Here is a 26,991-nt window from a genome sequence, read left to right as displayed (position 1 = left end):
CGGTCGTGTGAACAGCGCCACTCCGGCCCACTTCCCCCACTCCCGCGCGAAGTGCCACCATGGACGTGGTCCGGGGACGCCGTCAGGGCGCCTCGAGATGACGAAGGAGCCGTTCACCATGACGCTTCAGGCTGCCTCCAAGAACTCCCCCGACAGCAGCAAGGCGCTGTACGGCGGGACGGGCACGCGCCGCATCACCGTCCACGACATCGCCGCCGCCAAGACCCGCGGCGAGAAGTGGCCCATGCTCACCGCCTACGACGCGATGACCGCGTCCGTCTTCGACGAGGCCGGCATCCCGGTCGTCCTGGTCGGCGACTCCATGGGCAACTGCCACCTCGGCTACGACACCACCGTGCCCGTCACGATGGACGAGATGACGCTGCTCTCCGCCGCCGTCGTACGGGGCACCAAGCGTGCCCTCGTCGTGGGCGACCTGCCCTTCGGCTCGTACCAGGAAGGGCCCGTCCAGGCCCTGCGCAACGCCACGCGGCTCGTCAAGGACGCCGGCGTCGGCGCGGTCAAGCTGGAGGGCGGCGAGCGTTCGCTGCCGCAGACCGAGCTGCTCGTCCAGGCCGGCATCCCGGTCATGTCCCACCTCGGCCTGACCCCGCAGTCGGTGAACACCATGGGCTACCGCGTGCAGGGCCGCTCCGACGAGGCCGCGCACAAGCTGCTCCGCGACGCCAAGGCGGCCCAGGACGCGGGCGCGTTCGCGGTCGTCCTGGAACTCGTGCCGGCCGAGCTGGCCGCCGAAGTCACCCGCTCCCTGCACATCCCGACCATCGGCATCGGCGCCGGACCCGAGACGGACGCCCAGGTCCTCGTCTGGACCGACATGGCGGGGCTGACCGGCGGCAAGGTGCCGCGGTTCACCAAGCAGTACGCCGACCTGCGCCGCACGCTGGGCGACGCCGCGCGCGCCTTCGCGGACGACGTGGCCGGCGGGTCGTTCCCCGCCGAGGAGCACACCTTCCACTAACCACCGCGGCACCAACGACAGCCCGCCGACTTCCCCCATCGGCGGGCTGTCGGTCGTCTGTCGGCGGTTTGTCAGTGGTGCCTGGTCTAGTGGGGGCCATGACGCGATCCGCACGCAACGCCGTCGAGGTACGAGGCCTCGTGAAGCACTACGGCGAGACGAAGGCCCTCGACGGGGTCGACCTCGATGTCCGGGAGGGCACGGTGCTCGGGGTCCTCGGGCCCAACGGCGCCGGCAAGACCACGCTCGTCCGCTGCCTCTCCACCCTGATCGTCCCGGACTCCGGGACCGCCGTCGTCGCCGGCTGCGACGTGGTGAGGCAGCCCCGGCGGCTCCGCCGGGCCATCGGCCTCACCGGTCAGTACGCCTCGGTCGACGAGAAGCTCTCCGGCTGGGAGAACCTCTACATGATCGGGCGGCTGCTCGACCTCTCACGGGGTGACGCCCGGCGCCGCGCCGACGACCTCCTCGAGCGCTTCTCGCTCACCGAGGCCGCCAAGCGGCCCGTGATGAACTACTCCGGCGGCATGCGCCGCCGGCTCGACCTGGCCGCCTCGATGATCGGGCAGCCGGCCGTCCTCTATCTGGACGAGCCCACCACGGGCCTGGACCCGCGCACCCGCAACGAGGTGTGGGACGAGGTGCAGCGGATGGTCTCCGAGGGGGTGACCGTCCTGCTCACCACCCAGTACATGGAAGAGGCCGAGCAGCTCGCGAGCGAGCTGACCGTCATCGACCGCGGTCGCGTCATCGCCAACGGCAAGGTCGACGAGCTCAAGGCGCGGGTCGGCGGCCGGACCCTCAAGCTCCGCCCGGTCGACCCGTCCGACCTGCCCGCGATGGCCGACGCCCTGCGCGAGACCGGCCTCGACGGCATCGCCGGCTCGACCGTCATCCCCGACGAGGGCGCGCTGTACGTCCCGATCCTCAGCGACGAGCAGCTGACCGCGGTCGTGGGCCTGCTCGGCGCGCGCGGCTTCGCCATCGCCCACATCGGAACCCATCTGCCCAGCCTGGACGAGGTGTTCCTGGCCATCACCGGCCAGAAGACGTCCGTGTCCGACGCGATTCCCGAGGAGGTCGCCGCGTGAGCGCCACCACGACCACACAGCCCGCCACGTCCCCCGTCGACGCGTCGGGCCCGGCCCCGGCGCGCGGCGGGCGGGGCGGCGAGGGCCGGATCGGCCTGCGGGCCAACCTCCGCCACATCGGTGCCCTCGTCCGGCGCAACGCCCTGCAGATCAAGCAGGACCCCGAGTCGATGTTCGACGTCGTCCTGATGCCGATCATCTTCGTCCTGCTCTTCGTGTACGTCTTCGGCGGCGCGATCTCCGGCAAGGGCAACAACCAGGAGTACGTGAACTACGTCGTTCCCGGTCTGATGGCGATGATGGGCATGAACATCGCCATGGCCGTCGGCACGGGGATCAACGACGACTTCAAGAAGGGGGTCATGGACCGCTTCCGGACGATGCCGATCGCCCGGTCCTCGGTCCTCATCGCGAAGATCGTCGTCGAGATCGGCCGGATGCTGGTCGCCGTCGCCATCCTGCTCGCGATGGGCTTCCTGCTCGGCCTGGAGATCAGGACCTCGATCCTGGACCTCTTCGCCGCCATCGGCCTGTCCATGGTGTTCGGCGCCTCGCTGATGTGGATCTTCATCCTGCTCGGGCTCACCATGAAGACGGCGCAGGCCGTCCAGGGGATGGCCATGATCGTGCTGATGCCGCTCCAGTTCGGTTCCTCGATCTTCGCCCCGCCGACCTCGATGCCCGGCTGGCTGGAGACCTTCACCGACTACAACCCGCTCTCCAACCTAGCGGACGCGGCGCGGAACCTGATCAACGGCGGCCCGGTCGCCGAGTCGGTGTGGATGACCCTCGGCTGGGCGCTGCTCATCACGGTCGTCACGGCACCGCTCGCGGTGGCCAAGTTCCGCAAGAAGACCTGAGCCTCAGGGGGTTCACGACTCGGCGCGCCTGGTGATCGCGTCGGCGGCGCTGTCGAGCAGGGCGGTGGCCTCCCCGAGGGAGAGGCCGCCGCCCGCGGCGTACGCCGCCTCGTAGGCGGCGTCGCCGAGGGCGGACCGGGCCAGCCGGGTGGCCGCCTCCAGGCTCTCCCGCTCGGGGGGCGGGAGCAGATGGCCCTGCGGAAGGAGCCCGGCGCGGGCTCCGAGCAGCCGGGCCCCGATCTCGGCGCAGGCGCCGCCGAGGCCGGCCAGCGACCAGGCGGCGGTGACCAGCTGAACCGCCGGCATCTGAGGCGCGACCACCATCGACAGGGGGCCGACGGAGCGTTCCATGGCCTGCCGGGCGAGCGGGAAGGCGGACTCGTACCGCCCCTCCAGGTTGTCCAGCCAGGCGAGGCTGCCGAGGGTGAAGCCGCCGAAGATCGACAGGGTCTCCGAGCTGAACTCCTCCAGGACCGCCTGGAGATGCTCGCGGGCCTCGGCGGTCCGGCCGGTGCGGCCGAGGTACAGCGCCAGGAAGAGCCGGGCGGCGATCATCGGCTCGTGGCCGCGTGCGGTGCCGGCCTCCAGGACCTCGCGCAGGATCGCCTCGCCCTCCTCGGCCCGTCCGGTCACGTTGAGCATGTCCGCGTAGCGGGCCCGCAGCAGGGCCTTCTGGGACTGGGCGCCGATCCGTTCCGCGTAGCCGATGGCGGCCGCGTAGTCCTCGGCGGCGTCCTCGAACTCGCAGCGCTTCTCCCGGGCCTCGCCCCGCGAGGAGAGCGCCTCGGCCGCTCCCCAGGCGTCGTCGAGGCGGACGAAGATCTTCAGACTCTCGTCGGCGTCGGCGCTCGCCTCGCCGGCCCATTCGCTGCGGTTGGCCAGGACGTTGGCGCGCAGCTGGAGGGCGTTGGCCAGTTCCCAGTCGTAGCCGTAGGCGCGGCATGCCTCGACGGTGGTGTCGAGCATCTCCCGCAACCGGCCCACCTCGCCGGTCAGCAGGACGGCGAAGACGGCGAAGGAGCCGGGGAGCCGGCAGGTCTGCGGCAGCCCGGGGCGGTACCGGGCGGTGATCCGGCGCAGCCGCTCCCCGCCCTCGGGGGTGATCCAGGTGCCGTGCTGGTGGTCCATGTTGAGCAGCTCGACCAGCCGCACCCCGCGCCGGGCCTCCCACAGCCGGTCCTCGTCGAGCGGGGGCGGAGCGGCGGTGACGGGTTCGTGGAGCGGCACGACGGGCGGCGCCGAGGGCTCGAAGGGGTCGGGGCCGAGGGCGGCGACGGTCTCGGCCCAGTGCAGGGCGTCGGCGCGCAAATCGCGCATCTGCCAGTACCAGAGCAGGGAGTGGACGAGGCTGAGGGCCTCGTGCTCGTCGCGGGCGGAGACGGCACGGCGCAGGGCGGTGCGCAGGTTCTCGTACTCGAGGGTCAGGCGGGCGATGGCCGAGACCTGACCGCCGCCGCGCAGCTCGGGGTCGGTGGTGCGGGCGACCTCGCGGTAGTGGACGAGGTGCCGTCGCTCGACCGCCGCCCGCTCCCCCGCCTCGTCGAGCCGCTCGGCCGCGTACTCGGCGACGGTCTCCAGGAGGCGGTAGCGCATGTCGCCGCCGTCGACGGGCGCGGCGATGACGAGCGACTTGTCGACGAGGGAGCCGAGCGCGTCGAGGACCTGCCCGGCGGCGGGTCCGGCGTGAGCCGCTGCCGTACGGGATGCCCCGGCCGGCCGGTGGGAGGCGACGGGCCCGGGGGCTCCGATCCCGGGGGCAGAGCCGGCCGCGGCCTGGTCCGGGGTCGCGCAGACCGCCTCGGCCGCCTCCAGGTCGCTGCCGCCGCTGAAGACCGACAGACGGCGCAGGACCGCCCGTTCGAAGTCGTCCAGCAGCTCCCAGGACCAGTCGACGACGGCGCGGAGGGTCTGCTGGCGGGGCAGGACCGTACGGGCGCCCGAGGTGAGCAGGCGGAAGCGGTCGTCCAGGCGGTCCGCGATCTGGCGCGGGGTGAGCATCCGCAGCCGTGCGGCGGCCAGTTCGATGGCCAGGGGAAGGCCGTCCAGGCGCCGGCAGATCTCCTCGGCGGCCCGCGGATCGTCCTCGATCCGGAAGCCGGTCCCCGCGGCCGCCCCCCGGTCGGCGAAGAGCCGGAGCGCGGTGTCCTGTGGCAGCGGGCCGACCGGGCGGACCGACTCCCCCGGCACCCCGAGCGGTTCGCGGCTGGTCGCGAGGACGGTCACCCCCGGGCAGCGCGCCAGCAGCGTCTCCGCGAGCTCCGCAGCCGCGCCGACGACGTGTTCGCAGTTGTCGAGCAGCAGGAGCATCCGCCGGCCGGCGCAGTGCTCGACGAGCCGCCCCACCGGGTCGTCGGTTCCGCGCAGCTCCTCCGCGCCCGCGCCGCGCAGCACGGTCTCGCGCGCGCCGACGGCTCCGAGCGTGGCCTCGGGGACCGCCTCCGGGTCGGTGACGGGCGCGAGTTCGACCAGCCAGACGCCGTCCGGCCACTCTCCGGCGACGGCCGCGCGTTCGGCGGCCTCCTGCGAGAGCCGGGTCTTGCCGGCCCCGCCGGGGCCGAGGAGGGTGACCAGGCGGGCGCGCGTCAGGTCGTCCCGTACGGCGGCGATGTCGTCCTCGCGCCCGACGAAACTGGTCAGCCGGGCGCGGAGGTTGCCGACGACGGCGACGGGCGGCGGCGGGGCACCGGGCATCCGGAAGGCGGACCGGCCGGCCCCGGACCCGGACAGGGAATCGGCGTCGGCACCGGATGTGGTGGTGAAGGAGGAAGCGCCGACGGTGCTCCGGCCGGGCGCGGCTCCGGAACCGACGGCGGCGACGAGCCCACCCGGAACGGGCCCCGTACCGGAACCGACGGTCCCACCCGGAACGGGCCCCGTACCTGAGCCGGAACCGACGGTCCCACCCGAAGCGGAACCCGTACCGGAGCGAACGGCGGCGGTCCCACCCGGAACGGCCACCGGCGCGTCGGCGGAGGGGGCCGCCCGCCCGCCTCCGGACGCCCCGGCCCGCGGGGTCCCGGCGGACGGGCCGGGGCCGCCCGTGCGTTGCACGGCCCGGGCCCCCGGGGGCGCCGCCGCCGGAGTCTCCTGGCGGAGCAGGTCCGCGTGGAGGGCGCGCAGCGCCGGGGAGGGGTCCGTGCCCAGGCGGTTGGCGAGCGCTCGGCGAAGCGTCTCGTAGGCGAGCAGCGCCTCCGCCGTCCGCCCCGTGTCGCGCAGGGCCCGGATCCGCAGGGCCTGGAGCGGCTCGTCGAGGGGGTGGGCCTCGCAGAGCGCGACCAGCTCGGGGAGGGCCGAGGCCGCGTCGCCGAGGGCCAGGGCCGCCCCGAAGCGGGCGCGCCGGGCGTCCATTCGGCGGGCTTCCCAGCGCGCGGCCTCAGCGGCCCGGTCGGGCAGGTCGGCGAGGGCGGGGCCCCGCCAGAGGCCGAGCGCCTCGTCGAGGAGGGCCGCGGCCCGGGCCGGGGCGCCGTCCGCCAGTTCCCGCGCCCCTTCCGCGGCCAGCCGCTCGAAGCGGTGCGCGTCGACGTCCTCGGGGCCCGCGGCCAGGGCGTAGCCGCCGTCCGCCGAGATCACGGCCTCGCGCCCGAGCGCCCGCCGTACCCGGCCCACCAGGGCCTGGAGCGCGGCGGCGGCGTCGGCGGGCGGTTCCCCGCCCCACACCTCCTCGACGAGGAGGGCGACCGGCACGGACCGTCCCGCTCGCAGCGCCAGGACGGTCAGCAGGGCGCGCAGCCGCGGCCCGCCGACCGCGACGGGGGTCCCGTGGGCGGTGTGGACCTGGGTGGGGCCGAGGACGGAATAGCGCACAGGCCCTATTCTCCGTGAGCCGGGGATCATCGCAGGAACTCACCCCCGCCCCGGCACGTTCCTCGCACACACCCGCCGCTTCCCAGGGAGTCCCACCGATGTCCACGGCCACCACCCGCAGCCACGAGCGCAGGATCAGCCCGGTCTTCCTGGCGATCCTCGCCGTCATGGGCGTCACCGGCTGGGCCGTGTGGACCGGCTTCGCGGCCTCCCCGGGGCTCGCGGTCTTCCTCTTCGTGACCTCGGCGTGGGTCGTCTCGCTCTGCCTCCACGAGTACGCGCACGCCCGCACCGCGCTGCACGGCGGGGACATCACGGTCGGCGCGAAGGGCTACCTCACGCTCAATCCGCTCGCCTACACCCATGCCGTCCTGAGCATCATCCTGCCCGTGCTCTTCGTGATCATGGGCGGTATCGGTCTGCCCGGCGGCGCGGTCTTCATCGAGCAGGGCCGGGTCAAGGGCCGCTGGAAGCACAGCCTGATCTCGGCCGCGGGGCCGCTCACCAACGTCCTGTTCGCGATCGTGTGCACGGCGCCGTTCTGGCTGGACGCGCTGGACGGCGTCCCGCTCGCCTTCCGGTACGCGCTGGCGTTCCTGGCGTTCCTCCAGGTGACGGCCGCGCTGTTGAACTTCCTGCCGGTGCCGGGCCTCGACGGGTACGGGGTGGTCGAGCCCTGGCTCTCGTACAAGGTGAAGCGCCAGATCGAGCCGTACGCCCCGTACGGCTTCTTCGTCGTGATCGCGCTGCTCTTCGTCCCGGCGGTCAACGGCGCGTTCTTCGACGCCATCGACGCGCTGATGCGGGCGCTCGGTGTGCCGGAGATCTCCCGCTACTGCGGCTCGAACCTCTACCGCTTCTGGCAGGAGGCGCCGGACCTCTGCCGGATCTGAGGGGTGTCAGGATCCCTGGATCCTGGCGCGGCGGAGGTAGTACCAGGCCATGTTGGAGGAGAGGCCGGCGAGGAGCACCCAGATCACGCCGAGCCAGCTGCCCGAGACGAAGGAGACGACCGCCGCCACGACGGCGAGGGCGCAGACGGCGAGGGCGTAGAGAGCGAGGCGGGGCATGGGGGTCGGCTCCTGTCCGGGTACGGCTGATGGTGCCCGTCCAGTGTCCCCCATGCCCGAGGGCGCTCAGACGTCGGTGACGCGCAGGCCCGCGTGCGCCTTGTACCGGCGGTTGACGGAGATCAGGTTGGCGACGAGCGACTCGACCTGGTGCGCGTTGCGCAGCCGGCCCGCGAAGACGCCCCGCATGCCGGGGATCCGCCCGGCCAGGGCCTGGACGATCTCGACGTCGCCGCGCTCCTCTCCGAGGACCATCACGTCCGTGTCGATCTCGACGATGGAGGTGTCCTGGAGCAGGACGGCGGAGAGGTGGTGGAAGGCGGCGGTCACGCGGGAGTCCGGCAGCAGCGCGGCGGCCTGCTCGGCGGCCGAGCCCTCCTCGGGCTTGAGGGCGTAGGCGCCCTTCTTGTCGAAGCCGAGGGGGTTGACGCAGTCGACGACGAGCTTGCCGGCGAGCTGCTCCCGCAGGGACTTCAGGGTGTCGGCGTGGCCGTCCCAGGGGACGGCCACGATCACGATGTCGCTGCGCCGTGCGCACTCGGCGTTGTCCGCGCCCTCGACGCCGAGGCCGAGCTCCTCGGCCGCGGCGCGGGCGCGGTCGGCGGCGCGGGATCCGATGATCACCTTCTGGCCGGCCCGGGCGAGCCGGTAGGCGAGGCCGCGCCCCTGGTCGCCGGTGCCGCCGAGGACGCCGACGACCAGTCCGGACACGTCGGGCAGGTCCCAGGGGTCCTTGGGCGCGGGGGTGGGGTTCGTGGAAGTCATGGCCCCGACATTACTGGCCGGTCGCTCCGGTCCCATCCCCTGCGGGCCGGGAACCCGGCGTCCCGTGCGACCGGGGCCGCTGCGCGCCCCGTACGGGTGGAACCCCGGGCGACCGGCCGCGCGCGGGGGCCGGCTGCGGCAGGATGCGGCCCCATGGATGCCGTACGCGTCGCGTTGCTGCGGGACGTGCTCGCCGGGACCGAGTGGCCGCGCGCCGCCCGGCGGTTCGCGGGCACCCTCCGGTCGTCCGTGGTGCCGCACCGGGGCGGCCTGCTGCTGGTGGGGACGGCGGAGTACGAGCCGTGGCACCTCGCGGCGCATCTGGTGGACGAGGCGGCCTGGTCGGGGCTGCCGGAGCTGGCGCCGACGCTGGTGCGGCATCGGACGCGGCCGGGCGACCCGGCCCATCTGGCGGTGGGGCTCGGCCGCCTGGAGTCGGCGGGGCGCGGGGCGACGCTGCTGATGGTGGCGCCGGAGCGGCCGGACGCCGGTCTCCTGGAACGCGTCCACGACGCCCGACGGGCGGGGGCGACGGTCATGGCCCTGGACCGGGGGGATCCGGAGGTGCGCGGACTGGCCCACGAGGAGCTGACCGTGGACCCGGCGGCCGATGTCGACCTGGACCTGGTCCAGCACCTGGTCAGCGCGGCGGCGGGCGAGAACAGCCTGCCGTCGCCGCGTGGCCGGCGTCGCTTCCGCGACCGGCTCTCCCGGCTGGCGGACCATCTGACGGCGCCCCCGCCGCCGCGCTGGTAGCGGGAGAGCTTCGGCCGCAGCACGGACGGTGGGGCTCGGGCCGGAGTACACGACGGTGGTGGCCCGGGCCGGAGAAGGGCCGGGGGGCGAGAGCGGAGACCGTGGCCGGCCGGCCCTCGGCCCACGGCCGGTAAATTCGGTTGCCCTCGGTGACGGGCCGACGGAGCATGGCCGCTCGTGATGGCGAAGCTCTCCTCCCTCCTCCCCGATCCCGCTCCGTGGCGGGCCTCGGCAGACTTCCGGCTGCTGTGGATCCAGGGGCTGGTCACGTACTTCAGCAGCTTCATGGCGATGATCGCCCTGCCGTTGCAGATCAAGGACCTGACCGGCTCGCCGCTGGCCGTGGGCGCGATGGGTCTCGTCGAGCTGGTGCCGCTCGTCGTGTTCGGGCTCTACGGCGGCGCGCTCGCCGACGCCGTCGACCGGCGGAAGGTGATCGTCGCGACCGAGGCGGGACTCGGGCTGCTCGCCCTGATCCTGCTGGTCAACGCGGTGCTCCCGTCCCCCGTGCTGTGGCCGCTGTACGTCGTCGCCGCCGGCGTCTCGGCGCTGGCCGGGCTTCAGCGGCCCGCCCTCGACTCCCTCATGGCGAGGATCGTGCCGCACGAGCACCAGACGGCCGCGGCGGCGCTGAACTCGCTGCGCTGGCAGATGGGCGCGATCGCGGGACCGGCGCTCGCGGGCCTGGTGGTGGCGTACGCGGGGCACGCCACGGCCTACGGCGTGACGGTCCTCGGCTTCGCCGTCTCCGTCCTGCTCTGCCGTCGGCTGTCCCCCGCACCTCCCGCGCACGACGCCGAGAAGCCGTCCCTGCGGGGGATCGCGGAGGGCGCGCGGTACGCGTGGTCGCGGCCGGTGCTCCTCGGCACGTACGCGATCGACCTCGCGGCGATGTTCTTCGCGTTCCCGAACACGATCTTCCCGTTCCTCGCGGACGACCTGGACGCCGAGTGGTCGCTCGGTCTGATGTACGCGGCGGGGTCGGTCGGCTCGCTCGTGCTCGGCCTGACCAGCGGCTGGACCTCGCGGATCCGCCGGCACGGGCTGCTCGTGGTGTGCGGGGCGGCGGGATGGGGCCTGGCGATCGCGGCGGCGGGCTGGTTCTCGAACGTGTGGCTCGTGTTGCTCTGTCTGGGTTTCGCGGGCGCCGGCGACATGCTGAGCGGCCTGGGCCGCTCCACGATCTGGAACCAGACGATCCCCGAGGAGCTGCGCGGTCGCCTGGCCGGCATCGAGGTCCTGTCGTACAGCGTGGGCCCCCAGCTCGGCCAGGTCCGCGCGGGCGCGATGGCCGGCTGGACGGGCACGCGGGCGGCGGTGTGGACCGGCGGTGTCGCCTGCGTCGCCTCCGTGGGTCTGCTCTGCCTCGCCCTGCCCAGGCTCCTCACCTACGACGCGACGACGGACGCGGACGCGGCGCGTCACAAGGCGCGGCAGGAGCGGGAGCGCGGGCGGGGAACGGAGGAGGCCGGGGCCGGGACCCCGGCCTGACCGGCCGCCGGACCGGGATCCTGGCCTGACCACCGCCGGACCGGGATCCTGACCGACCGCGGCACCGACCGACCGCCGGACCGGCCGCCCGGGGCGCTATTCCCCGGGGCCGTCCGGCTTCGGGTCGTGCCACTTCGGGTCGTTCTCCCACTCCAGATTGCGTTCCCGCGCGGTCTCCATCGCGTGGGACGCCTCCTCACGGCTGGTGTACGGGCCGAAGCGGTTCTTGGAGGGGCACTCCGGGCCCTCCTCGACCTTCTTGTGCTCCAGGCAGTAGTACCACTCGCCCGGTTTGCCCGCCGTGCGCTTCTTGAACAGGGCCATCGTCGGCTCCTTCCTCTGTCGCCATGCTGCCCCAGACGCGGTCGTTAGACTCGCTGGTATGTCTGGCCAGTCGCTTCTCGTACCGGGGGAGCTCTCCCCCCACCGCTCCGTTCCCGGAGCCATCCGCCGTCCCGAGTACGTCGGCAAGCCCGCTCCTACCCCGTATTCGGGACCCGAGGTGCAGGATTCCGAGACCATCGAGCGGATGCGGATCGCCGGCCGCATCGCCGCGCAGGCGATGGAGGAGGCCGCCAAGCACATCTCACCCGGCGTGACCACGGACGAACTGGACCGGGTCGCGCACGAGTTCATGTGCGACCACGGGGCCTACCCGTCCACCCTCGGCTACCGCGGCTTCCCGAAGTCGCTGTGCTCCTCGGTCAACGAGGTCATCTGCCACGGCATCCCGGACTCGACCGTGCTGCGCGACGGCGACATCGTGAACCTCGACGTCACGGCGTACATCCACGGCGTCCACGGCGACAACAACGCCACCTACCTCTGCGGCGACGTGGACGAGGAGTCGCGGCTGCTGGTGGAGCGGACGCGGGAGTCGCTGAACCGCGCGATCAAGGCCGTGAAGCCGGGCCGGCAGATCAACATCATCGGCCGGGTCATCGAGTCGTACGCCAAGCGCTTCGGCTACGGCGTCGTGCGCGACTTCACCGGCCACGGCATCAACTCGTCCTTCCACTCCGGACTGATCATCCCGCACTACGACTCCCCGCACGCGACGACCGTCATCCAGCCCGGCATGACGTTCACCATCGAGCCGATGCTGACGCTGGGCACGCACGAGTACGACATGTGGGACGACGGCTGGACCGTGGTCACGAAGGACCGGAAGCGGACGGCCCAGTTCGAGCACACGCTGGTCGTGACGGACACCGGAACCGAGATTCTGACGTTGCCCTGACGTCCCCGCGGGGTAGCGTTTTTACCGACAGGCAGTCGGGAACCAATTGACTGAGGTATGCCTAAGTAGCAGGATCCTCTCAGGTTCCCGTCCCCATCGGTCCCGGAGGCTCGCCTTGGATACGCCCTTCTCGACGCTCATCCGCACCGCCTCGCACCAGCAGCACACCGAGGCCGAGACGTCGACCTTCATGAGCGACCTCCTCGGCGGGCGGCTGGCCGTGGACGCGTACGCGCGCTACACGGAGCAGCTCTGGTTCGTCTACCGCGCCCTGGAGGGCGGGGCCGAGACGCTGAAGGACGACCCGGTCGCCGGGCCCTTCATACGGCCGGAGCTGTTCCGCACGGCCGCCCTGGAGCAGGACCTCGCCCACCTCCGGGGCCCGGACTGGCGCACCGCGCTCTCCCCGCTGCCCGCGACCGCCGCCTACGCCGAACGGGTGGCGCAGTGCGCGCGGGAGTGGCCGGCCGGATACGTGGCGCACCACTACACCCGCTATCTCGGCGACCTCTCCGGAGGCCAGATCATCCGGGACAAGGCGGAGCGGACCTGGGGCTTCGCGCGCAAGGGCGACGGCGTGCGGTTCTACGTCTTCGAGCAGATCGCCAACCCGGCGGCCTTCAAGCGCGGGTACCGCGAGCTGCTCGACGCCGTGAACGCCGACGACCTGGAGAAGCAGCGCATCGTCGACGAGTGCAAGCGCGCCTTCGACTTCAACGGCGCGGTCTTCCGGGAGCTGGGCAGCGAGTTCCCGCTCAGCGCGTGAGCGGGAACGCCGTCGCCTGAGGGTGAGCTTCAGCGCGCGAGGGTGAGGGTCCGCTCCAGGCGGACCCGTCCGCCCAGCTCGATCAGGCCGTCGGGGCCGGGGGCCGTCAGAATCTGCGACCCCCGGCCCTGCGTGATGTTCAGGGCCCGGCCCAGCTCGGCCGTGAGCAGCAGGGCGGCGGCGCCCGTCGCCTCGTCCTCGTCGATGCCGTCCCCGCGCCCCGGGAAGGCGCGCGCCCGGATCCGGCCGGCCGCCTCGTCCTCCCAGGCCCAGGCGTAGATCCACTCCCCCGGCTCGGGCACCTCCAGTGCGTCGACCTCGGCGGCCGATCCGTGCCGCCGCAGAGTGCGCGGCGGAGCCCACTCGGCACGCGCCTCGATCCAGGTGAACTCCCCGTCCCCCCGCGTCCAGACCTCGCCGGCCGGCGGCTGGACGACCTCCAGATCGAGCAGCCAGGCCGCGCCGACGAGCGGATGGCCGGCGAACGGCAGCCGCACTCCGGGCGTGTAGATGTCGACGTCCCCGCGCTCCGGATCGTCGACGAACACGGTCTCGCTGAAGCCGAGTTCCTTGGCGAGCGCCTGCCGGGACGCCTCGTCGGGAAACGTACGCCCCTCGCGTACGACCCCCAGGGCGTTGCCGTACCGGCCGTCGCCCGCACAGAAGACGCGCAGCACGTCGATGTCGGTGGCGCTACTCGTCACGGTCGTGTTCATGGCGGAATTCAAGCATCCACGCGTCCCACTCGGCGGCGCCACCCGGAATCGGCCAGGCGAACGTGCGGGCTTCCTCGTACGGAAGGTCCGCGACCGTCCAGCCGTACCGCTCCGCCACGTCGGCCCGCTGACGCTCGGGGTCGGGCCCGCGGAAGCCGCGTTCCAGCATCCCCTGGAAGTACGTGCCGACCGAGGCGGTCGACTCGGTCAGCCACTGCTCGTCGTGTCCGGCCGCCAGCACGATCGTGCGCGGGTCCCGCCCCTCGGCGAGTGCGGCCACCGCGCGGTCGTGGCCGTCCAGCAGCAGCCAGCCGTCGAACGCCGTCACCCACCACAGCAGGACGGGCGCGAGGCTGCCGTCCCTGGCCTGCTTGCGGTACGCCTTGACGCGCGGCGCGTCCGGGGCCGACGGCGGCCTCAGCGGGATGACACCGTTCCAGCCGTCGTTCCAGTCCAGACGGCCGTCCGGCCACGTCGCCAGGAAGTCGCCGCGCCAGACGTAGGGCGGGAACACCTCCCGAGCCCTCAGCACCCAACGCCCTTCGTGCAACGGACCCTCCTCCGCCGCCTCCAGCCGACCCGCGTACCGGTGCGACCAGTCGGGCCCCCGCCGGGCCTCGTCCGCGCGTATCGGCGGCAGCGGCGAGCGGTAGCCCTCGCGACGGTGGACCCGCACCCCGCCCCGGTCCTCGTCCACCCGCGCGAGCAGCACCGGGCGGTCGCCCTGGCGCAGCAGCATCCGACGGCCGTCCGTCATCTCCATGCGCAGGGGCGGGGGTTCGAGCGGGCCACCTTCGACGTGCAGGACGAGGGCCCCGGGAAGGTTCTCTCGGCTCAGGCGCTTGGACATGTCCCGCACGCTAGCCGGGAAGACGGCGGGGTCGCACCGCCGTTTCCGGTGCGCGTCGGTCACGGGGGCGATCGCGGTGGCCGACTGGTGGAACACTCCACGCCGGAACGGACAAATCCGGCTCCTTGACCCGCACTTGACCTCCCTATGGGGCACCGATGAGAGCACTGTGACCTTGCCGTGGCCGGAAGGCGAACGTGAGAGCCGTATCACTGGACGCCCCGGTTTGCGTGAGGTAAGCCTCGGTTAAGTTAGGCCCGCCTCACCGTGTCCCCGCCCTTCCTGGAGCCCCTATGCGACCCGTCCGTCTCTCCTTCGTCACCGCCGCCGCCACCGCGGCCGCTCTGACCGCCGTCACCGGCTGCACGGAGAAGAGCGACGCCAAGGGCGGCGACGGCTCCGTCCGCGTCGTCGCCACGGACGACTCCTGCGAGGTCTCCGCGAAGGAGTTCCCCGCGGGCCATGTGAAGCTCGCCGTGGAGAACCGGGGCACGAAGGTCACCGAGGTGTACGTCCTCTACCCGGACGACCGGATCGTGACTGAGCGGGAGAACATCGGCCCCGGCACCAAGGCCACCATCACCGCCGAGGTCAAGGCCGGCGCGTACGAGATCGCCTGCAAGCCCGGTATGACGGGCGACGGCATCCGCCAGAAGGTCACCGTCACCGGCGGCGCCGCGGCCGCGAAGCGGTCCCCCGAGATGGACGCCGCCGTCGCCGCGTACCGCCAGTACGTGCAGGCGCAGGCCGACGGCACCCTGCCGAAGGTGAAGGTCTTCACCGACGCCGTCCGGGCCGGTGACGTCGAGGGCGCGAAGAAGGCGTACGCCGACTCGCGCATCGGCTGGGAGCGCACCGAGCCGGTCGCGGAGTCCTTCGGCGACATCGACCCGAAGGTCGACGTCCGCGAGGACGGCCTGGAGGAGGGTCAGGACCCGGCGAAGGACTGGACCGGCTGGCACCGCCTGGAGAAGGCGCTCTGGCAGGACAAGAGGATCGGCGACGCGGAGAAGAAGCTCGCCGACACCCTCGACAAGGACCTCGCGGACTGGGTGAAGCGCGTCGGCAAGGCCGACATCACCCCCACGTCGATGGCCAACGGCGCCAAGGAGCTCCTGGACGAGGTCGCCACCGGCAAGGTCACCGGCGAGGAGGAGCGCTACTCCCACACCGACCTGGTCGACTTCAAGGCGAACGTCGAGGGCGCGCAGAAGTCCTTCGAGCTGCTCAAGCCGGTCGCCTCGAAGAACGACCCGAAGCTGGTCGCCGAACTGGACAGGCAGTTCGCCGCGCTGAACACGCTGCTCGACAAGTACCGCGCAGACAAGGCGAGCTACGTCTTCACCTCGTACGACAAGGTCGGCGAGGCCGAGCGCAAGGAGCTGTCGGACGGCGTCAACGCGCTGGCGGAACCGCTCTCCAAGCTCGCCGCCGCGGTCGTCAAGTAGAAGCAGAAGCAGGGGACGGGGACATGTCCGAGGAGACCACAGACGGGGCCCGGGCGGCGGACGCCCTCCCGGCCGAGAAGACGGGCGGCGGGGCGGCCACCCGGCGGACGGTTCTCGGCTGGGGCGGTGCCGGGCTCGCGCTCGGCGCCGTCGCGGCCGGCGGCGCCGTCGCCGTGACCCGCGCCGGCGACCCCACCGTGCCGGCCGCCGACAGCGGCGCGGCCGTCCCCTTCCACGGCCCCCACCAGGCGGGGATCGCGACCGCCGTCCAGGACCGGCTGCACTTCGCCGCCTTCGACGTGAAGACGACCGACCGCGCCGAGCTGGTCCGGCTGCTGAAGGACTGGACGCGGGCGGCCGAGCGCATGACGGAGGGCCGCGAGGTCGGCGAGGGCGCCTACGGCGGTCTGCCGGAGGCGCCGCCGGACGACACCGGCGAGGCCCTCGGCCTCAAGCCGTCCCGGCTCACCCTCACCATCGGCTTCGGGCCGTCCCTCTTCGACGGCCGGTTCGGCCTGAAGGACCGGCGGCCGGGCGCCCTGGTCGACCTGCCGCGGTTCCCCGGGGACAATCTGGACCCGGCCCGGGGCGGCGGCGACCTGTGCGTCCAGGCGTGCGCGGACGACCCGCAGGTCGCGGTGCACGCGATCCGCAACCTGGCGAGGATCGGCTTCGGCAAGGTCGCGGTGCGCTGGTCGCAGCTGGGCTTCGGGAAGACGTCGTCGACGACACCGGACGCCCAGACCCCGCGCAACCTCTTCGGTTTCAAGGACGGCACCCGCAACGTCGCGGGGACCGACACGGCCGCTCTGGACCGGCACGTGTGGGTCGCCGCCAAGGACGTCCCGGGCCGGGCCGCGTGGATGACCGGCGGCTCGTACCTCGTCGCCCGCCGGATCCGGATGAACGTCGAGACCTGGGACCGGACTTCGCTCCAGGAGCAGGAGGACATCTTCGGCCGCGACAAGCGCGAGGGCGCTCCGGTCGGCAAGGCCCGGGAGCACGACGAGCCGTTCCTGAAGGCGATGAAGCCCGAGGCGCACGTCCGGCTCGCGCACCCCGACTCCAACAACGGGGCGACGCTCCTGCGCCGGGGCTACTCCTTCACGGACGGCACGGACGGTCTGGGCCGGCTGGAGGCGGGGCTGTTCTTCCTCGCCTACCAGCGGGACGTGCGGACCGGCTTCATCCCCGTACAGACGTCCCTGGCGCGCGCGGACGTCCTCAACGAGTACATCCAGCACGTGGGTTCGGCCCTGTTCGCGATCCCGCCCGGCGTCCGCGACAAGGACGACTGGTGGGGACGGGAACTGTTCGCGTGAGCGCCGTCATCCGCCGTTACCGAAGGGAGCCGGCGTGTTCGGCAACTACCTGATCGGCCTGCGCGAGGGGCTCGAGGCCTCCCTGGTCGTCTGCATCCTCGTCGCGTACCTCGTGCGGACGAAGCGCCGTGACGCCCTGGGGCCGATCTGGACCGGGATCGGGGTCGCCGTCGCACTGGCCCTCGGCTTCGGCTTCGCGCTCGAGTTCGGCTCCCAGGAGCTGACGTTCGAGGCGCAGGAGCTGCTCGGCGGCTCGCTCTCCATCGTCGCGGTGTGCCTGGTGACGTGGATGGTCTTCTGGATGCGGCGGACGGCCCGGCATCTGCGGCGGGAGCTGCACGGCAGGCTGGACGAGGCGTTGCGGATGGGCACGGGCGCGCTCGTGGTCACCGCCTTCCTGGCCGTGGGCCGGGAGGGGCTGGAGACGGCCCTGTTCGTGTGGGCGTCCGTGCGCGCCTCGCAGGACGGCACGTCGGCCCCGCTGGCCGGGGTGCTGCTCGGCATCGGGACGGCGGTCCTGCTCGGCTGGCTGTTCTACCGCGGCGCGCTCAGGATCGACCTGGCGCGGTTCTTCACCTGGACCGGCGGCATGCTGGTCGTGGTGGCGGCCGGGGTGCTGGCCTACGGGGTGCACGACCTCCAGGAGGCGCGCTTCCTCGGGGGTCTGGCGGACAAGGCGTTCGACATCTCGGCCACGATCCCGCCGGACAGCTGGTACGGCACGCTCCTGAAGGGCGTCTTCAACTTCCAGCCCGACCCGACGGTTCTTCAGGTCACGGTGTGGGCGCTCTATCTGATCCCGACGCTCGCGTTCTTCCTGGCCCCGGTAGGGTCGGGTCCGTCCGGGAGGGACGAGCGGGTCGAGGGGCAGAAGGCAACCGATGAGAAGGCTGGGGCGACCGCTGACGGCGGTCGTGACGACGACGGTGCTGGCGCTGACGGCGAGCGGCTGCGTGACGGTGCACGGCGAGCTGGAACTGCTGCCGGCGGCGACGAAGGCTGAGGCCGAACAGGCCCTCGCGGACTTCACGAACGCGTACAACAAGTCCGACAAGGCGAACGACCCGGCCTTCTCCGCCGGCCGGGTCACCGGGCCGCTCGGCGAGATCAACCAGGCGGGCCTGAGGTCCCGTTCGGTCACCAGTCCGGGTAACAACGCGAATCACCGCCCGCTGGAACTGGCGGACGCGACGTTCGTGGTGCCGAAGAAGGCGGGCTGGCCGCGCTGGTTCGTGGCGAACACCGACTCCAACCGGGACACCGACCAGGGCGCCGGGGACAACCGCTGGCTGCTGGTCTTCGTCCGCAACGGCGCCGACCAGCTGTGGGAGGTCGCCTATCTGGCGGTCCTGACCCCGGACGAGGTGCCGGTGTTCGCGACGGAGGGCGGCTACGCCGTGCCGGTCGCCGCCGACTCGGGTCGGCTCGCCGTCGCGCCGAAGGACCTGGGCGGGAAATTCACCGCCTTCCTCCAGGGCGGGGAGCAGGCGCCGTTCGCCGCGGGTCCGCACACGACGGCCTGGCGCGAGCAGCGGCAGCGGTCGGCGAAGCGGGCGGGGCTCGCGACGCAGTACCTGGACCGGGCGGAGAACTCCGGGGACTTCGCGCCGCTGGCCCTGGCCACGGAGGACGGCGGGGCACTGGTGTTCTTCGCGACGCGGTACTTCGAGCGCCAGACGGCCGCGCAGGGCTACCGGCCGAAGGTGGGCCCGGAGGTGAAGGCCCTGATGACCGGCGAGGTGGCGAACACGGTCACCAAGGAGTGGGTGACGAGCCAGGCGGTGCTGGCGAAACCGGCGGGCACGGACCGCGACGGGGTCGTGGTCGTGAGCCGGCTCCAGGGCGTGACGGGGGCGGTCGGCTCCTAGGGAGCGCCCGCGCGGGCCCACCCGGGCGGCCGGGTCGGCCGGCTCCTGGAGTTCCCGCCTGGGCGCCGGACCCGTTCCGTCAGGTCGCTCCCTCTCCCGCCTGCGCTCCGCGCCTCCGCCGGCCGACGGCGCGGTGGGAGCGCGGGTCCCGGAGGTGTCCCGTGCGGCCCGGGGCCGCCGACGGCATCCGAGGGGTCCCTCAGCGGCCCAGGGGCCAGGCCGCCTCGCGGTCGGAGCGGCGCTCCTCCTCCGTCTGGACGGCGGCGTGCCGCGCGCAGGCCTCGGTGAGGGTCTCCAGCAGGTTCAGCGGGTCGGGCAGCGCGTGCTCCGGGCCGCGGACCCAGGCGACGGACGGCTGCGCGTCCTCGTCACCCAGCAGCCGCGCGGGCGGTACGAGCACATAGCTGCCGCGGCAGTGCCAGCGCAGCCCCGGGTGCTCGTCCATGGTCTCGGGGTGGCAGTCCAGCTCGCAGGGCCACCACTCGTCCTCGTCCTCGGGGGTGCCCCGGGTCGCGGTGAAGAAGAGCATCCGCCCGCCGTCGCCGGCGCTCTCCCCCGCCTCGGCGACCGGTCCGACCTCGACGCCCTCGGCGAGCAGCCGCTCCAGGGCGTCGCGGCCGGCCCGCAGGGGGACGTCGAGGACGTCGTGGACCATGCCGGTGGCGGTGATGAAGTTCGCCTCGGGCTGGGCGAGGGCCCAGCGCTGGATCTGGGCGCGGTCGGTGGTCGACTGGGTCTGCCAGGCGAAGGAGACGGGGTGCCGGGCCGGGGTGGGGCAGCCGACGCGTTCACAGGAACAGCGGTATCCGACGGGGTACGCGGCGGGGGCGATGGGCATTCCGGCGGCGGCGGTGGCCAGGAGCAGGATCTCGCGGTGGTTCTCGTCGTCGGCGGAGCCCGTGCGTTTGGGGCGCCTGCGGAGCCACTGTGCGAGTTTGCTCTCCGTGCCGCGGTAGCGGCCGATACCGTCGCCCATCTATCCCCTCACACCTCATGCTCGCCCGTTCGGCTCTGCCCATGGTCCCACCATCCTGCGCTCCGGGTGACCGGACCGCTCAACCGGGGTGGGTCAACCTCGTGGCGCGAGCCCGCCCAGCGCGTACCGGACGAGGGTGTCGGCGTAGGCGTGGGTGAGCGGCAGCGTGCGGTGGAGCCAGCGGTGGTTCAAGGGGCCGACCAGCAGTTCGAGGGCGATGCGCGGGTCGACGTCCGGGTCGATGTCCCCGGCGGCCTGGGCCCTCTCGATACGGCGTACGTAGTACTGGAGCTGGGGTTCGAGGAGCGCCTCCACGAACCGGGCGCCGAGCTCGGGGTTGACGATGCCCTCGGCGGCCAGGGCCCGGGAGGGGGCGTCGAAGACCGGGTTGTTCAGCTCGTCGACGGTGGCCCGCAGCACGTACGAGAGGTCGGCGGCGAGGTCGCCGGTGTCGGGGATCTCACTGTCGGCGTCGCCTCCCAGCGCCTCGTTGGCCCGGGCGGCGAGGTCGAGGAAGGCGTCGAGGAGGACGGCGGCCTTGGAGGGCCACCAGCGGTAGATGGTCTGCTTGCCGACACCGGCGCGGGCGGCGATGCCCTCGATGGTGGTCTTGGCGTAGCCGGCCTCGGAGACGAGGGCGAGTGCGGCGTCGAAGATCGCGCGGCGGGAGCGCTCGCTGCGGCGGGAGGCGTCGGGCGCCTTGCCGTCGGGAAGCTTGGTGTCGGACATGCGGCCAATCTACAGCGTACGAGACGCCACGTCTCGCGAGAGGGTGGTACGGCGCCCCCGGGGCGCCCGTCGCCGGGCGCCGATATTCGGCCGAATCACCCGAACGGTTCACTGCGCGGACGCCGGAGAGGGCGGACCATGGGGTCCATCCGACCCACGTCCGTGAGGAGCCCTCATTGCGCCACACTCCGCGCGAGGCTTCGCCCCGCCGTTATCTGATGTGCCCACCCACGCACTTCAAGGTGACGTACTCCATCAACCCCTGGATGGACCCCACGAAGCCGGTCGACCTGCCGCTCGCCCACGCCCAGTGGGAGGACCTGGTGGACCGCTACCGCTCACTCGGCCACACCGTCGAGCTGCTCGAGCCGCATCCCGACCTGCCGGACATGGTCTACGCCGCGAACGGCGCGACCGTGGTGGACGGCCGGGTGCTCGGTGCCCGGTTCGCCTACCCGGAGCGCGCGGGCGAGGCGGCGGCCCACCTGGACTGGTTCCGTGCCCACGGCTACACCGACGTGCGGGTGCCGGAGCACGTCAACGAGGGCGAGGGCGACTTCGCGGTCACCTCGTCGTGGATCCTGGCCGGCCGGGGCTTCCGCGCCAGCCCGCTGTCGCACGGCGAGGCGCAGGAGTTCTTCGGCCGCCCCGTGCTCGGCCTCGACCTGCTGGACCCGCGCTACTACCACCTGGACACGGCCCTGTGCGTCCTGGACGACACGCGCGACGAGATCATGTACTACCCCGGCGCCTTCTCCCCCGGCAGCCGGGCCGTCCTGGCCCGTCTCTTCCCCGACGCGCTGATCGCGACGGAGGAGGACGCCGCCGCCCTGGGCCTGAACGCGGTGAGTGACGGACTCCACGTCCTGCTCCCCCAGGCGGCGGTCGGCCTGTTCGCCCCGCTCCGGGAGCGCGGCTACACCCCGGTGGGCATGGACCTGATGGAGCTGCTCAAGGGCGGCGGCAGCGTCAAGTGCTGTACGCAGGAGCTGCGCGCCTGACCCGACACCGCCCCGGGCGGCGCCCCGGCCTCACTCCGGGGGCCAGGCGTCGCCCCACTCCACGTCCCTCGCCGCCTTGTACAGCGTCCCGTGCCGCTTGGTGACCGTCTCCCGGGCCAGACCGTCCGGTCCGCAGAGGTCCAGCAGGACCTGACCCTTGCGGATCTGGGGCCTGCGGGTGACGCGGGCGGCGGCCGGGGCCACCGGGAACCTCGTCGCGGCGACGTAGCTGAACTTCTCGTCCTCGTAGGGCAGCGAACCTCCCTTCACCTTCCGGTGGAGCGACGACCGGCTCACCCGCGCCGCGAAGTGGCACCAGTCCGTTCCGGGCACGATCGGGCAGGCGCCGCTGTGCGGGCAGGGCGCGGCCACGGTCATACCGGCCTCGACGAGGAGCGTGCGGGCCGCGATGATCCGTTCGTAGCCGTCGGGCGTGCCCGGCTCGACGATCACGACCGCGCGCGCCACCCGCGCCGCCTCGGCGACGACCGCCCGGCGGTCCGCCTCGGTCAGCTCCTTCAGGACGTACGAGACCGTGACCAGGTCCGTGTCGTCGAGCGTCAGGGAGCCGCTGATCCTGGCCCGTCGCCACTCCGCGTCGAACACCCCCTCCGCCAGCTCCCGGCCCAGGGCCAGCGCCGGCTCCGCCCAGTCGAGCACCGTCGTCCGCGCCGCGCCGCCCCAGGCCTCCGCGACCGCCCAGCCCGCCGCGCCCGTGCCACCGCCGATGTCGGTGTGCGTCGCGGGCTCCCAGTCGGGCGCCGCGTCCCGGAAGGCGTCGAGCACCGCCCGTACCGCCTCGAACGTGGCCGGCATCCGGTAGGCGGCGTACGCCGCGACGTCGGAGCGGTCACGCAGGACGGGCGCGTCGGTCGGAGTGGTCCCGCGGTAGTTGGCGATCAGCCGCTCGACGGCCTGGGCGGCCTGCCGCGGCGGCAGCCCGTCGAGGAGTCCGGCGAGGGCGGCGCGCAGCGCGTCGGCGGTGGGAGGGGGCGGGGGTGCGGCGTTCACCCCCGTATTTTAGGCGGCCCGCGAGGCCCGCCAGGGACGGCACATCCCCAGGAAGCAGGCGAGGGCCGCGACCGCGCACACCAGCTGCGTCACCGCCATCGGCACGGCCGTCGCCTCCCCCGCGATGCCCACGAGCGGTGAGGCCACGGCCCCGATCAGGAAGGAGGAGGTGCCGAGCAGCGCGGCGGCGGAGCCCGCCGCGTTCGTGGTGCGCATCAGGGCCTGCGCGTTGGTGTTGGGCAGGGCCAGACCCATCGCCGACATCAGCACGAACAGGCCCGCGGCGATCGGCACCAGGCCCGGGTCGCCGAACACGCCGCTGGTCATCACGACCAGGGCCACCGCGGCCAGCAGGATCACGCCCAGGCCGAGGCCGAGCGTCTTGTCGAGGCTGACCCGTCCGACGAGCAGCTTGCCGTTGATCTGGCCGACGGCGACGAGCCCGATGGAGTTCAGCCCGAAGAGCAGGCTGAAGGTCTGCGGCGAGGCGCCGTAGATCTCCTGGACGACGAACGGCGAGGCCGAGATGTAGGCGAAGAGCGCGGCGAAGGCGAGCCCGCCGGCCAGCATGTAGCCGGTGAACACGCGGTCGGCGAGCAGTCCGCGCATGGTCCGCAGCGCCTCGCCGACACCGCCCGCGTGCCGCCGCTCGGGCGGCAGCGTCTCGTCGAGGAAGCGCCACACCACGACGGTGAGCAGGACGCCGATGACGGCGAGGACGTGGAAGACGCCCCGCCAGTCCGTGACGCGCAGGATCTGCCCGCCGATGAGGGGCGCGACGATCGGGGCGGCGCCGGAGATCAGCATCAGGGTGGAGAAGAAGCGGGCCATCTCGACGCCGTCGTACAGGTCGCGAACGACGGCGCGCGCGATCACGATGCCCGCCGCGCCCGCCAGGCCCTGGAGGAGGCGGAAGGCGATGAGCAGTTCCACCGTGGGCGCGAGGGCGCAGACGGCCGTGGCGGCGACGTACACGACCATGCCGACGAGCAGGGGGCGGCGGCGCCCCCACTTGTCGCTCATGGGGCCGACGACGAGCTGGCCGAGGGCCATGCCGGCGAGGCAGCCGGTGAGGGTGAGCTGCACCGTCGCCGCGGGTGAGCGCAGCGACTGCGTGACCTCCGGCAGCGCCGGCAGGTACATGTCCATGGAGAGCGGCGGAAGGGCGGTCAGCCCGCCGAGGACGAGAGTGACGAGCAGCCCCGCGCGCCGGGCCGCGACGACGGGGGTGGTGACTAGGGGACCTTGCGCGGTGGTGCGGCCGCTCTCCGGCATCGACTGCTCTCCACTTCGTTGAAACCTTCCCTATGCTCTCAGCTCGTCCGGAGTGGTCGAGACCTTTTCGCCCGCGCGGCCCCTCCTGTCGGAGCGCTGCGCCGCCACGGCGAGGACGCGGAGCGGTCCGCCTCCGGCCACGGCGCCCCTAGGCGGCGCTCCTTCCGGTCCGAGGCGGCGGCGGGCGTGCGGTGCCCCCGGGCCGGCGGGGCCGGGTCGCCGCCGGTGCCGCCGGACGGGCCGCTCGCGGTGATGCGGCGCTCGACGCGGTGCGGGACCGCGTCGACGCCCGCCGGCCCCGGGATCCCCCTCGGGAACGGGCCCTCCCGTCGACGTCGCTCCGCCCGGCGGCTCGCGCCGCCGGGCTGTCGCTCACGCCGGCTTGAGGCCCGGGTCACCGGCCTCGGTGACGTAGGACCCGGCCGTGACGACCGGGGCGCCCGGGGTCGTCACGGCCGCGACGGTACGGAAGTCGGCGCGGGCGTTCTCCTCGCCGAGGGCGACCGTCACATAGCCGCGGCGCCCGTTGTAGAACCGCAGGTGCGGGTTGGCCGTGGTGAGGTCGTCGTAGTTGGCGGGCCGGTCGGCGCCGTCCTTGCCGCTGCTGATGGAGGTGGCGACGATCTCGGTGCCGACGGTCCGTGAGGCCGGGTCGCGGAAGTCGGCCTTGATGTCGAGGCCGTAGCCGACGTGGACGTCGCCGGTGAGGAACATCAGGTTCTCCACACCGGCCGCGGCCGCTCCGTCGAGGACGCGTCGGCGGGACGCCGGATAGCCGTCCCAGGAGTCCATGGACACCGTGTAGCCCGCGGTCGGATTGCTGCGGCGCTCGGAGAGGACGACCTGCTGGGGGACGACGTTCCAGCGCGCGTCGGAGGCGCGCCAGCCGTCGAGCAGCCACCGCTCCTGGGTCGCGCCGGTCATGGTGCGGGCGGGGTCCTCGGACTCCGGGCCCGGGACCCGCCAGCCGTCGCCGTACGCCTGGTCGGAGCGGTACTGGCGGGTGTCGAGGATGTCGAACTGGGCGAGCCGGCCGAAGCGCAGGCGGCGGTAGAGCCGCATGTCGGGGCCGTCGGGCCGCTGGGGCGCCCGCAGGGGCTGGTTCTCCCAGTAGGCGCGGTAGGCCGCGGCGCGGCGGAGCAGGAACTCCTCCGGCGGGACGTCGTTCTCGGGGGTCCCGTCCGCGTAGTTGTTCTCGGTCTCGTGGTCGTCCCAGGTGACGACGAAGGGGTGCGCGGCGTGGGCGGCCCGCAGGTCGGGGTCCGACTTGTAGAGGGCGTAGCGCAGCCGGTAGTCCTCCAGGGTGAGGGTCTCCCGGTTGAAGACGGCGGGCAGGCGCCGGTCGGTGTAGGCGCGGGCGCCGCCGGTGGCGTTCACGGCGTACTCGTAGAGGTAGTCGCCGAGGTGGAAGACGACGTCGACGTCCTCCTGGGCGAGGTGGTGGTAGGCGGTGAAGTAGCCGTCGTGGTACGCCTGGCAGGAGACGGCGGCGAGCGTGAGCGCGGAGACCCGGGCACCCGGGGCGGGCGCGGTGCGCGTGCGGCCGACGGGGCTGATCCAGTCACCGGCGCGGAAACGGTAGAAGTACACGCGGCCCGGGGCGAGGTGCTCGATCTCGACGTGGACGGTGTGGTCGAACTCCGGATGGGCGGTCGCCTTGCCCCGTCTGACGACACGGGTGAAGCGCTCGTCGTGGGCGAGCTCCCAGCGCACCGCCACCCGCTCGCGGGGCAGTCCGGCGCCGCTCTCGAAGGGCCGGGGCGCGAGCCGGGTCCACAGCAGGACCGAACCGGGCAGCGGGTCGCCCGACGCCACCCCCAGGGTGAACGGGTCCTCGGTGATCCGGCGGCCGTCCGACTCGGCGCCACTCGCCGCGCCGGCGGCCGGGAGGTTGACGGCGAAGGCGAGGGCCGCGGCGGCCCCGGTGAAGGTGAGGAAACGCCGGCGGCCGAAGTGGCGTGCGGCGGACCGTAGTTCGGCGGTGTGGGTGTGCGTGGTCGGCATGTGCCCCTCCCCAGACGGATGATGTCCGTCCGGTATTGGAGTGGCCCGGGACGACCCTGGGTTGTCGGGTACAGAACATCCGCGTGTCGGACGGATGAGTTCCCTGTGCACCGATCTCCCGTACGCTGCGCGCCCATGAGCATCGCAGTGGTGACGGGAGCGGGTTCGGGCATCGGCCGGAGCGTGGCACGGGCCCTGGCCGGGGCGGGCTGGTCGGTGGCGCTCGCGGGCCGTCGACGGGAACCCCTGGAGGAGACGGCGGCGGCCGTGCCGGACGGGGCGGCGCTGTGCGTCCCCACGGACGTGACGTCGCCGACCGAGGTGGCGGCGCTCTTCGAGGCGGTACGCGACCGGTTCGGCCGGGTCGACCTGCTCTTCAACAACGCGGGCACGTTCGCCGGCGGCGGGGTCCCCGTCGAGGACCTGGAGTACGAGACCTGGCGCTCGGTCGTGGACGTGAACCTGACGGGGTCGTTCCTCTGCGCCCAGGCGGCGTTCCGCGCGATGAAGGCGCAGGACCCGCGGGGCGGCCGGATCATCAACAACGGCTCGGTCTCGGCCCACGTCCCGCGCCCGCACTCGATCGCCTACACGGCGACGAAGCACGCCATGACGGGCCTGACGAAGTCGCTGTCGCTGGACGGGCGGCCGTACCGGATCGCCTGCGGGCAGATCGACATCGGCAACGCGGCGACGGAGATGACGGCGCGGATGCAGACCGGCATCCTGCAGGCCGACGGCGAGCTGGCGGCGGAACCGGTGATGGACGCGGCGGACGTGGCGGCGACGGTGGTGCACATGGCGGGGCTGCCGCTGGAGGCGAACGTGCAGTTCGCGACGGTGATGGCGACCACGATGCCGTACATCGGGCGGGGCTAGCCGTACCGCGCCCGCCCGAGCCGGGCCCCGCGCCATCGCGCCGGAGGCCCCGTCCACGTGCACCGGGATGTCGAGGCCGGTGCGCTC

At 73.2% G+C, this 26,991-nt stretch carries 25 protein-coding genes; 14 read left to right on the top strand and 11 right to left on the bottom strand.

What is annotated here, in order from left to right; translation table 11 throughout:
* Positions 1–118 precede the first annotated feature (118 nt).
* The 3 genes from panB to AB0K65_RS29570 all read left to right on the top strand — a co-directional run bounded on the left by panB (position 119) and on the right by AB0K65_RS29570 (position 2,933).
* Complete coding sequence (gene panB, locus AB0K65_RS29580) at positions 119–982, top strand: 3-methyl-2-oxobutanoate hydroxymethyltransferase (RefSeq protein ID WP_365721862.1); 864 nt, start codon at positions 119–121, stop codon at positions 980–982.
* A 98-nt stretch (positions 983–1,080) separates the two neighbouring features.
* A complete protein-coding gene (locus AB0K65_RS29575) occupies positions 1,081–2,073 on the top strand; it encodes an ATP-binding cassette domain-containing protein (protein ID WP_365721860.1) in 993 nt (330 codons plus the stop codon).
* The gene (locus AB0K65_RS29570; protein ID WP_365721858.1) at positions 2,070–2,933 is read left to right on the top strand and encodes an ABC transporter permease; all 864 of its coding nucleotides are present in this window, start codon (positions 2,070–2,072) and stop codon (positions 2,931–2,933) included. The genes AB0K65_RS29575 and AB0K65_RS29570 overlap by 4 nt, the downstream gene beginning before the upstream one ends.
* Before the next feature lie 12 nt (positions 2,934–2,945).
* Here the strand turns inward: AB0K65_RS29570 and AB0K65_RS29565 are convergent, their stop codons facing one another.
* Positions 2,946–6,767, bottom strand: a complete 3,822-nt coding sequence (locus tag AB0K65_RS29565) for a BTAD domain-containing putative transcriptional regulator (RefSeq protein WP_365721856.1) — start codon at positions 6,765–6,767, stop codon at positions 2,946–2,948.
* Positions 6,768–6,835: 68 nt separating this feature from the next.
* Here AB0K65_RS29565 and AB0K65_RS29560 point away from each other — a divergent pair, with 68 nt between their 5' ends.
* A complete protein-coding gene (locus tag AB0K65_RS29560; protein ID WP_365721854.1) occupies positions 6,836–7,630 on the top strand; it encodes a site-2 protease family protein in 795 nt (264 codons plus the stop codon).
* Positions 7,631–7,636: 6 nt separating this feature from the next.
* Here AB0K65_RS29560 and AB0K65_RS29555 read toward each other — a convergent pair whose 3' ends face one another.
* Complete coding sequence (locus AB0K65_RS29555) at positions 7,637–7,861, bottom strand: hypothetical protein (protein ID WP_365721852.1); 225 nt, start codon at positions 7,859–7,861, stop codon at positions 7,637–7,639.
* 12 nt (positions 7,862–7,873) lie between these two features.
* On the bottom strand, positions 7,874–8,572 hold the full coding sequence (npdG, locus tag AB0K65_RS29550; protein ID WP_365721850.1) for an NADPH-dependent F420 reductase: 699 nt from the start codon (positions 8,570–8,572) through the stop codon (positions 7,874–7,876).
* A gap of 153 nt (positions 8,573–8,725) precedes the next feature.
* Here npdG and AB0K65_RS29545 point away from each other — a divergent pair, with 153 nt between their 5' ends.
* Both AB0K65_RS29545 and AB0K65_RS29540 read left to right on the top strand, forming a co-directional pair.
* Entirely contained in the window at positions 8,726–9,328 is a 603-nt protein-coding gene (locus AB0K65_RS29545; protein ID WP_365721848.1) for a hypothetical protein, read from the top strand.
* A 180-nt stretch (positions 9,329–9,508) separates the two neighbouring features.
* Positions 9,509–10,819: an MFS transporter gene (locus AB0K65_RS29540; protein WP_365721886.1), complete on the top strand. Its 1,311-nt coding sequence runs from the start codon at positions 9,509–9,511 to the stop codon at positions 10,817–10,819.
* Between the two features lie 96 nt (positions 10,820–10,915).
* Here the strand turns inward: AB0K65_RS29540 and AB0K65_RS29535 are convergent, their stop codons facing one another.
* Complete coding sequence (locus AB0K65_RS29535) at positions 10,916–11,143, bottom strand: hypothetical protein (protein WP_365721846.1); 228 nt, start codon at positions 11,141–11,143, stop codon at positions 10,916–10,918.
* Positions 11,144–11,201: 58 nt separating this feature from the next.
* On the opposite strand from AB0K65_RS29535, the gene map reads away from it, so the two are divergent.
* Positions 11,202–12,059, top strand: coding sequence for a type I methionyl aminopeptidase (gene map, locus AB0K65_RS29530; RefSeq protein WP_365721844.1), 858 nt, complete (start codon positions 11,202–11,204; stop codon positions 12,057–12,059).
* A gap of 115 nt (positions 12,060–12,174) precedes the next feature.
* Positions 12,175–12,825, top strand: a complete 651-nt coding sequence (locus AB0K65_RS29525) for a biliverdin-producing heme oxygenase (RefSeq protein WP_365721842.1) — start codon at positions 12,175–12,177, stop codon at positions 12,823–12,825.
* A 29-nt stretch (positions 12,826–12,854) separates the two neighbouring features.
* Here the strand turns inward: AB0K65_RS29525 and AB0K65_RS29520 are convergent, their stop codons facing one another.
* Both AB0K65_RS29520 and AB0K65_RS29515 read right to left on the bottom strand, forming a co-directional pair.
* A complete protein-coding gene (locus tag AB0K65_RS29520; protein ID WP_365721840.1) occupies positions 12,855–13,541 on the bottom strand; it encodes a PhzF family phenazine biosynthesis protein in 687 nt (228 codons plus the stop codon).
* Entirely contained in the window at positions 13,519–14,391 is an 873-nt protein-coding gene (locus AB0K65_RS29515) for a hypothetical protein (RefSeq protein ID WP_365721838.1), read from the bottom strand. The genes AB0K65_RS29520 and AB0K65_RS29515 overlap by 23 nt, the downstream gene beginning before the upstream one ends.
* A 293-nt stretch (positions 14,392–14,684) precedes the next feature.
* Between AB0K65_RS29515 and efeO the strand changes: the two genes are divergently transcribed.
* Genes efeO through AB0K65_RS29495 form a run of 4 tightly spaced genes read left to right on the top strand, consistent with a single transcriptional unit; the run spans position 14,685 to position 19,029 of the window.
* Positions 14,685–15,839, top strand: coding sequence for an iron uptake system protein EfeO (gene efeO / locus AB0K65_RS29510; protein WP_365721836.1), 1,155 nt, complete (start codon positions 14,685–14,687; stop codon positions 15,837–15,839).
* Between the two features lie 23 nt (positions 15,840–15,862).
* On the top strand, positions 15,863–17,161 hold the full coding sequence (gene efeB / locus AB0K65_RS29505; RefSeq protein WP_365721834.1) for an iron uptake transporter deferrochelatase/peroxidase subunit: 1,299 nt from the start codon (positions 15,863–15,865) through the stop codon (positions 17,159–17,161).
* 34 nt (positions 17,162–17,195) lie between these two features.
* Positions 17,196–18,164 (top strand): iron uptake transporter permease EfeU, encoded by a 969-nt coding sequence (gene efeU / locus AB0K65_RS29500; RefSeq protein ID WP_365721832.1) that lies wholly within the window; start codon positions 17,196–17,198, stop codon positions 18,162–18,164.
* Entirely contained in the window at positions 18,052–19,029 is a 978-nt protein-coding gene (locus AB0K65_RS29495; RefSeq protein ID WP_365721884.1) for a hypothetical protein, read from the top strand. Before efeU ends, AB0K65_RS29495 begins: the two co-directional genes overlap by 113 nt.
* A gap of 199 nt (positions 19,030–19,228) precedes the next feature.
* Here AB0K65_RS29495 and AB0K65_RS29490 read toward each other — a convergent pair whose 3' ends face one another.
* Both AB0K65_RS29490 and AB0K65_RS29485 read right to left on the bottom strand, forming a co-directional pair.
* Positions 19,229–20,005 carry a bifunctional DNA primase/polymerase gene (locus AB0K65_RS29490; protein ID WP_365721830.1) on the bottom strand — a complete coding sequence of 259 codons (777 nt, stop codon included), beginning with the start codon at positions 20,003–20,005 and terminating at the stop codon, positions 19,229–19,231.
* A 93-nt stretch (positions 20,006–20,098) separates the two neighbouring features.
* Positions 20,099–20,734, bottom strand: a complete 636-nt coding sequence (locus AB0K65_RS29485; protein ID WP_365721828.1) for a TetR/AcrR family transcriptional regulator — start codon at positions 20,732–20,734, stop codon at positions 20,099–20,101.
* A gap of 176 nt (positions 20,735–20,910) precedes the next feature.
* Between AB0K65_RS29485 and ddaH the strand changes: the two genes are divergently transcribed.
* Positions 20,911–21,735 carry a dimethylargininase gene (gene ddaH / locus AB0K65_RS29480; RefSeq protein ID WP_365721826.1) on the top strand — a complete coding sequence of 275 codons (825 nt, stop codon included), beginning with the start codon at positions 20,911–20,913 and terminating at the stop codon, positions 21,733–21,735.
* A gap of 30 nt (positions 21,736–21,765) precedes the next feature.
* Here ddaH and AB0K65_RS29475 read toward each other — a convergent pair whose 3' ends face one another.
* The 3 genes from AB0K65_RS29475 to AB0K65_RS29465 all read right to left on the bottom strand — a co-directional run bounded on the left by AB0K65_RS29475 (position 21,766) and on the right by AB0K65_RS29465 (position 26,025).
* Complete coding sequence (locus AB0K65_RS29475) at positions 21,766–22,746, bottom strand: small ribosomal subunit Rsm22 family protein (protein ID WP_365721824.1); 981 nt, start codon at positions 22,744–22,746, stop codon at positions 21,766–21,768.
* Positions 22,747–22,755: 9 nt separating this feature from the next.
* Entirely contained in the window at positions 22,756–24,021 is a 1,266-nt protein-coding gene (locus AB0K65_RS29470) for a multidrug effflux MFS transporter (RefSeq protein WP_365721822.1), read from the bottom strand.
* 372 nt (positions 24,022–24,393) lie between these two features.
* Positions 24,394–26,025 carry an alkaline phosphatase D family protein gene (locus tag AB0K65_RS29465; RefSeq protein WP_365721820.1) on the bottom strand — a complete coding sequence of 544 codons (1,632 nt, stop codon included), beginning with the start codon at positions 26,023–26,025 and terminating at the stop codon, positions 24,394–24,396.
* 135 nt (positions 26,026–26,160) lie between these two features.
* Here AB0K65_RS29465 and AB0K65_RS29460 point away from each other — a divergent pair, with 135 nt between their 5' ends.
* Entirely contained in the window at positions 26,161–26,904 is a 744-nt protein-coding gene (locus AB0K65_RS29460) for an SDR family oxidoreductase (RefSeq protein WP_365721818.1), read from the top strand.
* Positions 26,905–26,991: the final 87 nt, after the last annotated feature.

It is taken from the genome of Streptomyces sp. NPDC053755, assembly GCF_040677675.1.
Lineage (GTDB): Bacteria > Actinomycetota > Actinomycetes > Streptomycetales > Streptomycetaceae > Streptomyces.
Note: the sequence above shows the minus strand (reverse complement) of the source record. Positions and strands in the feature narration are given on the sequence as shown.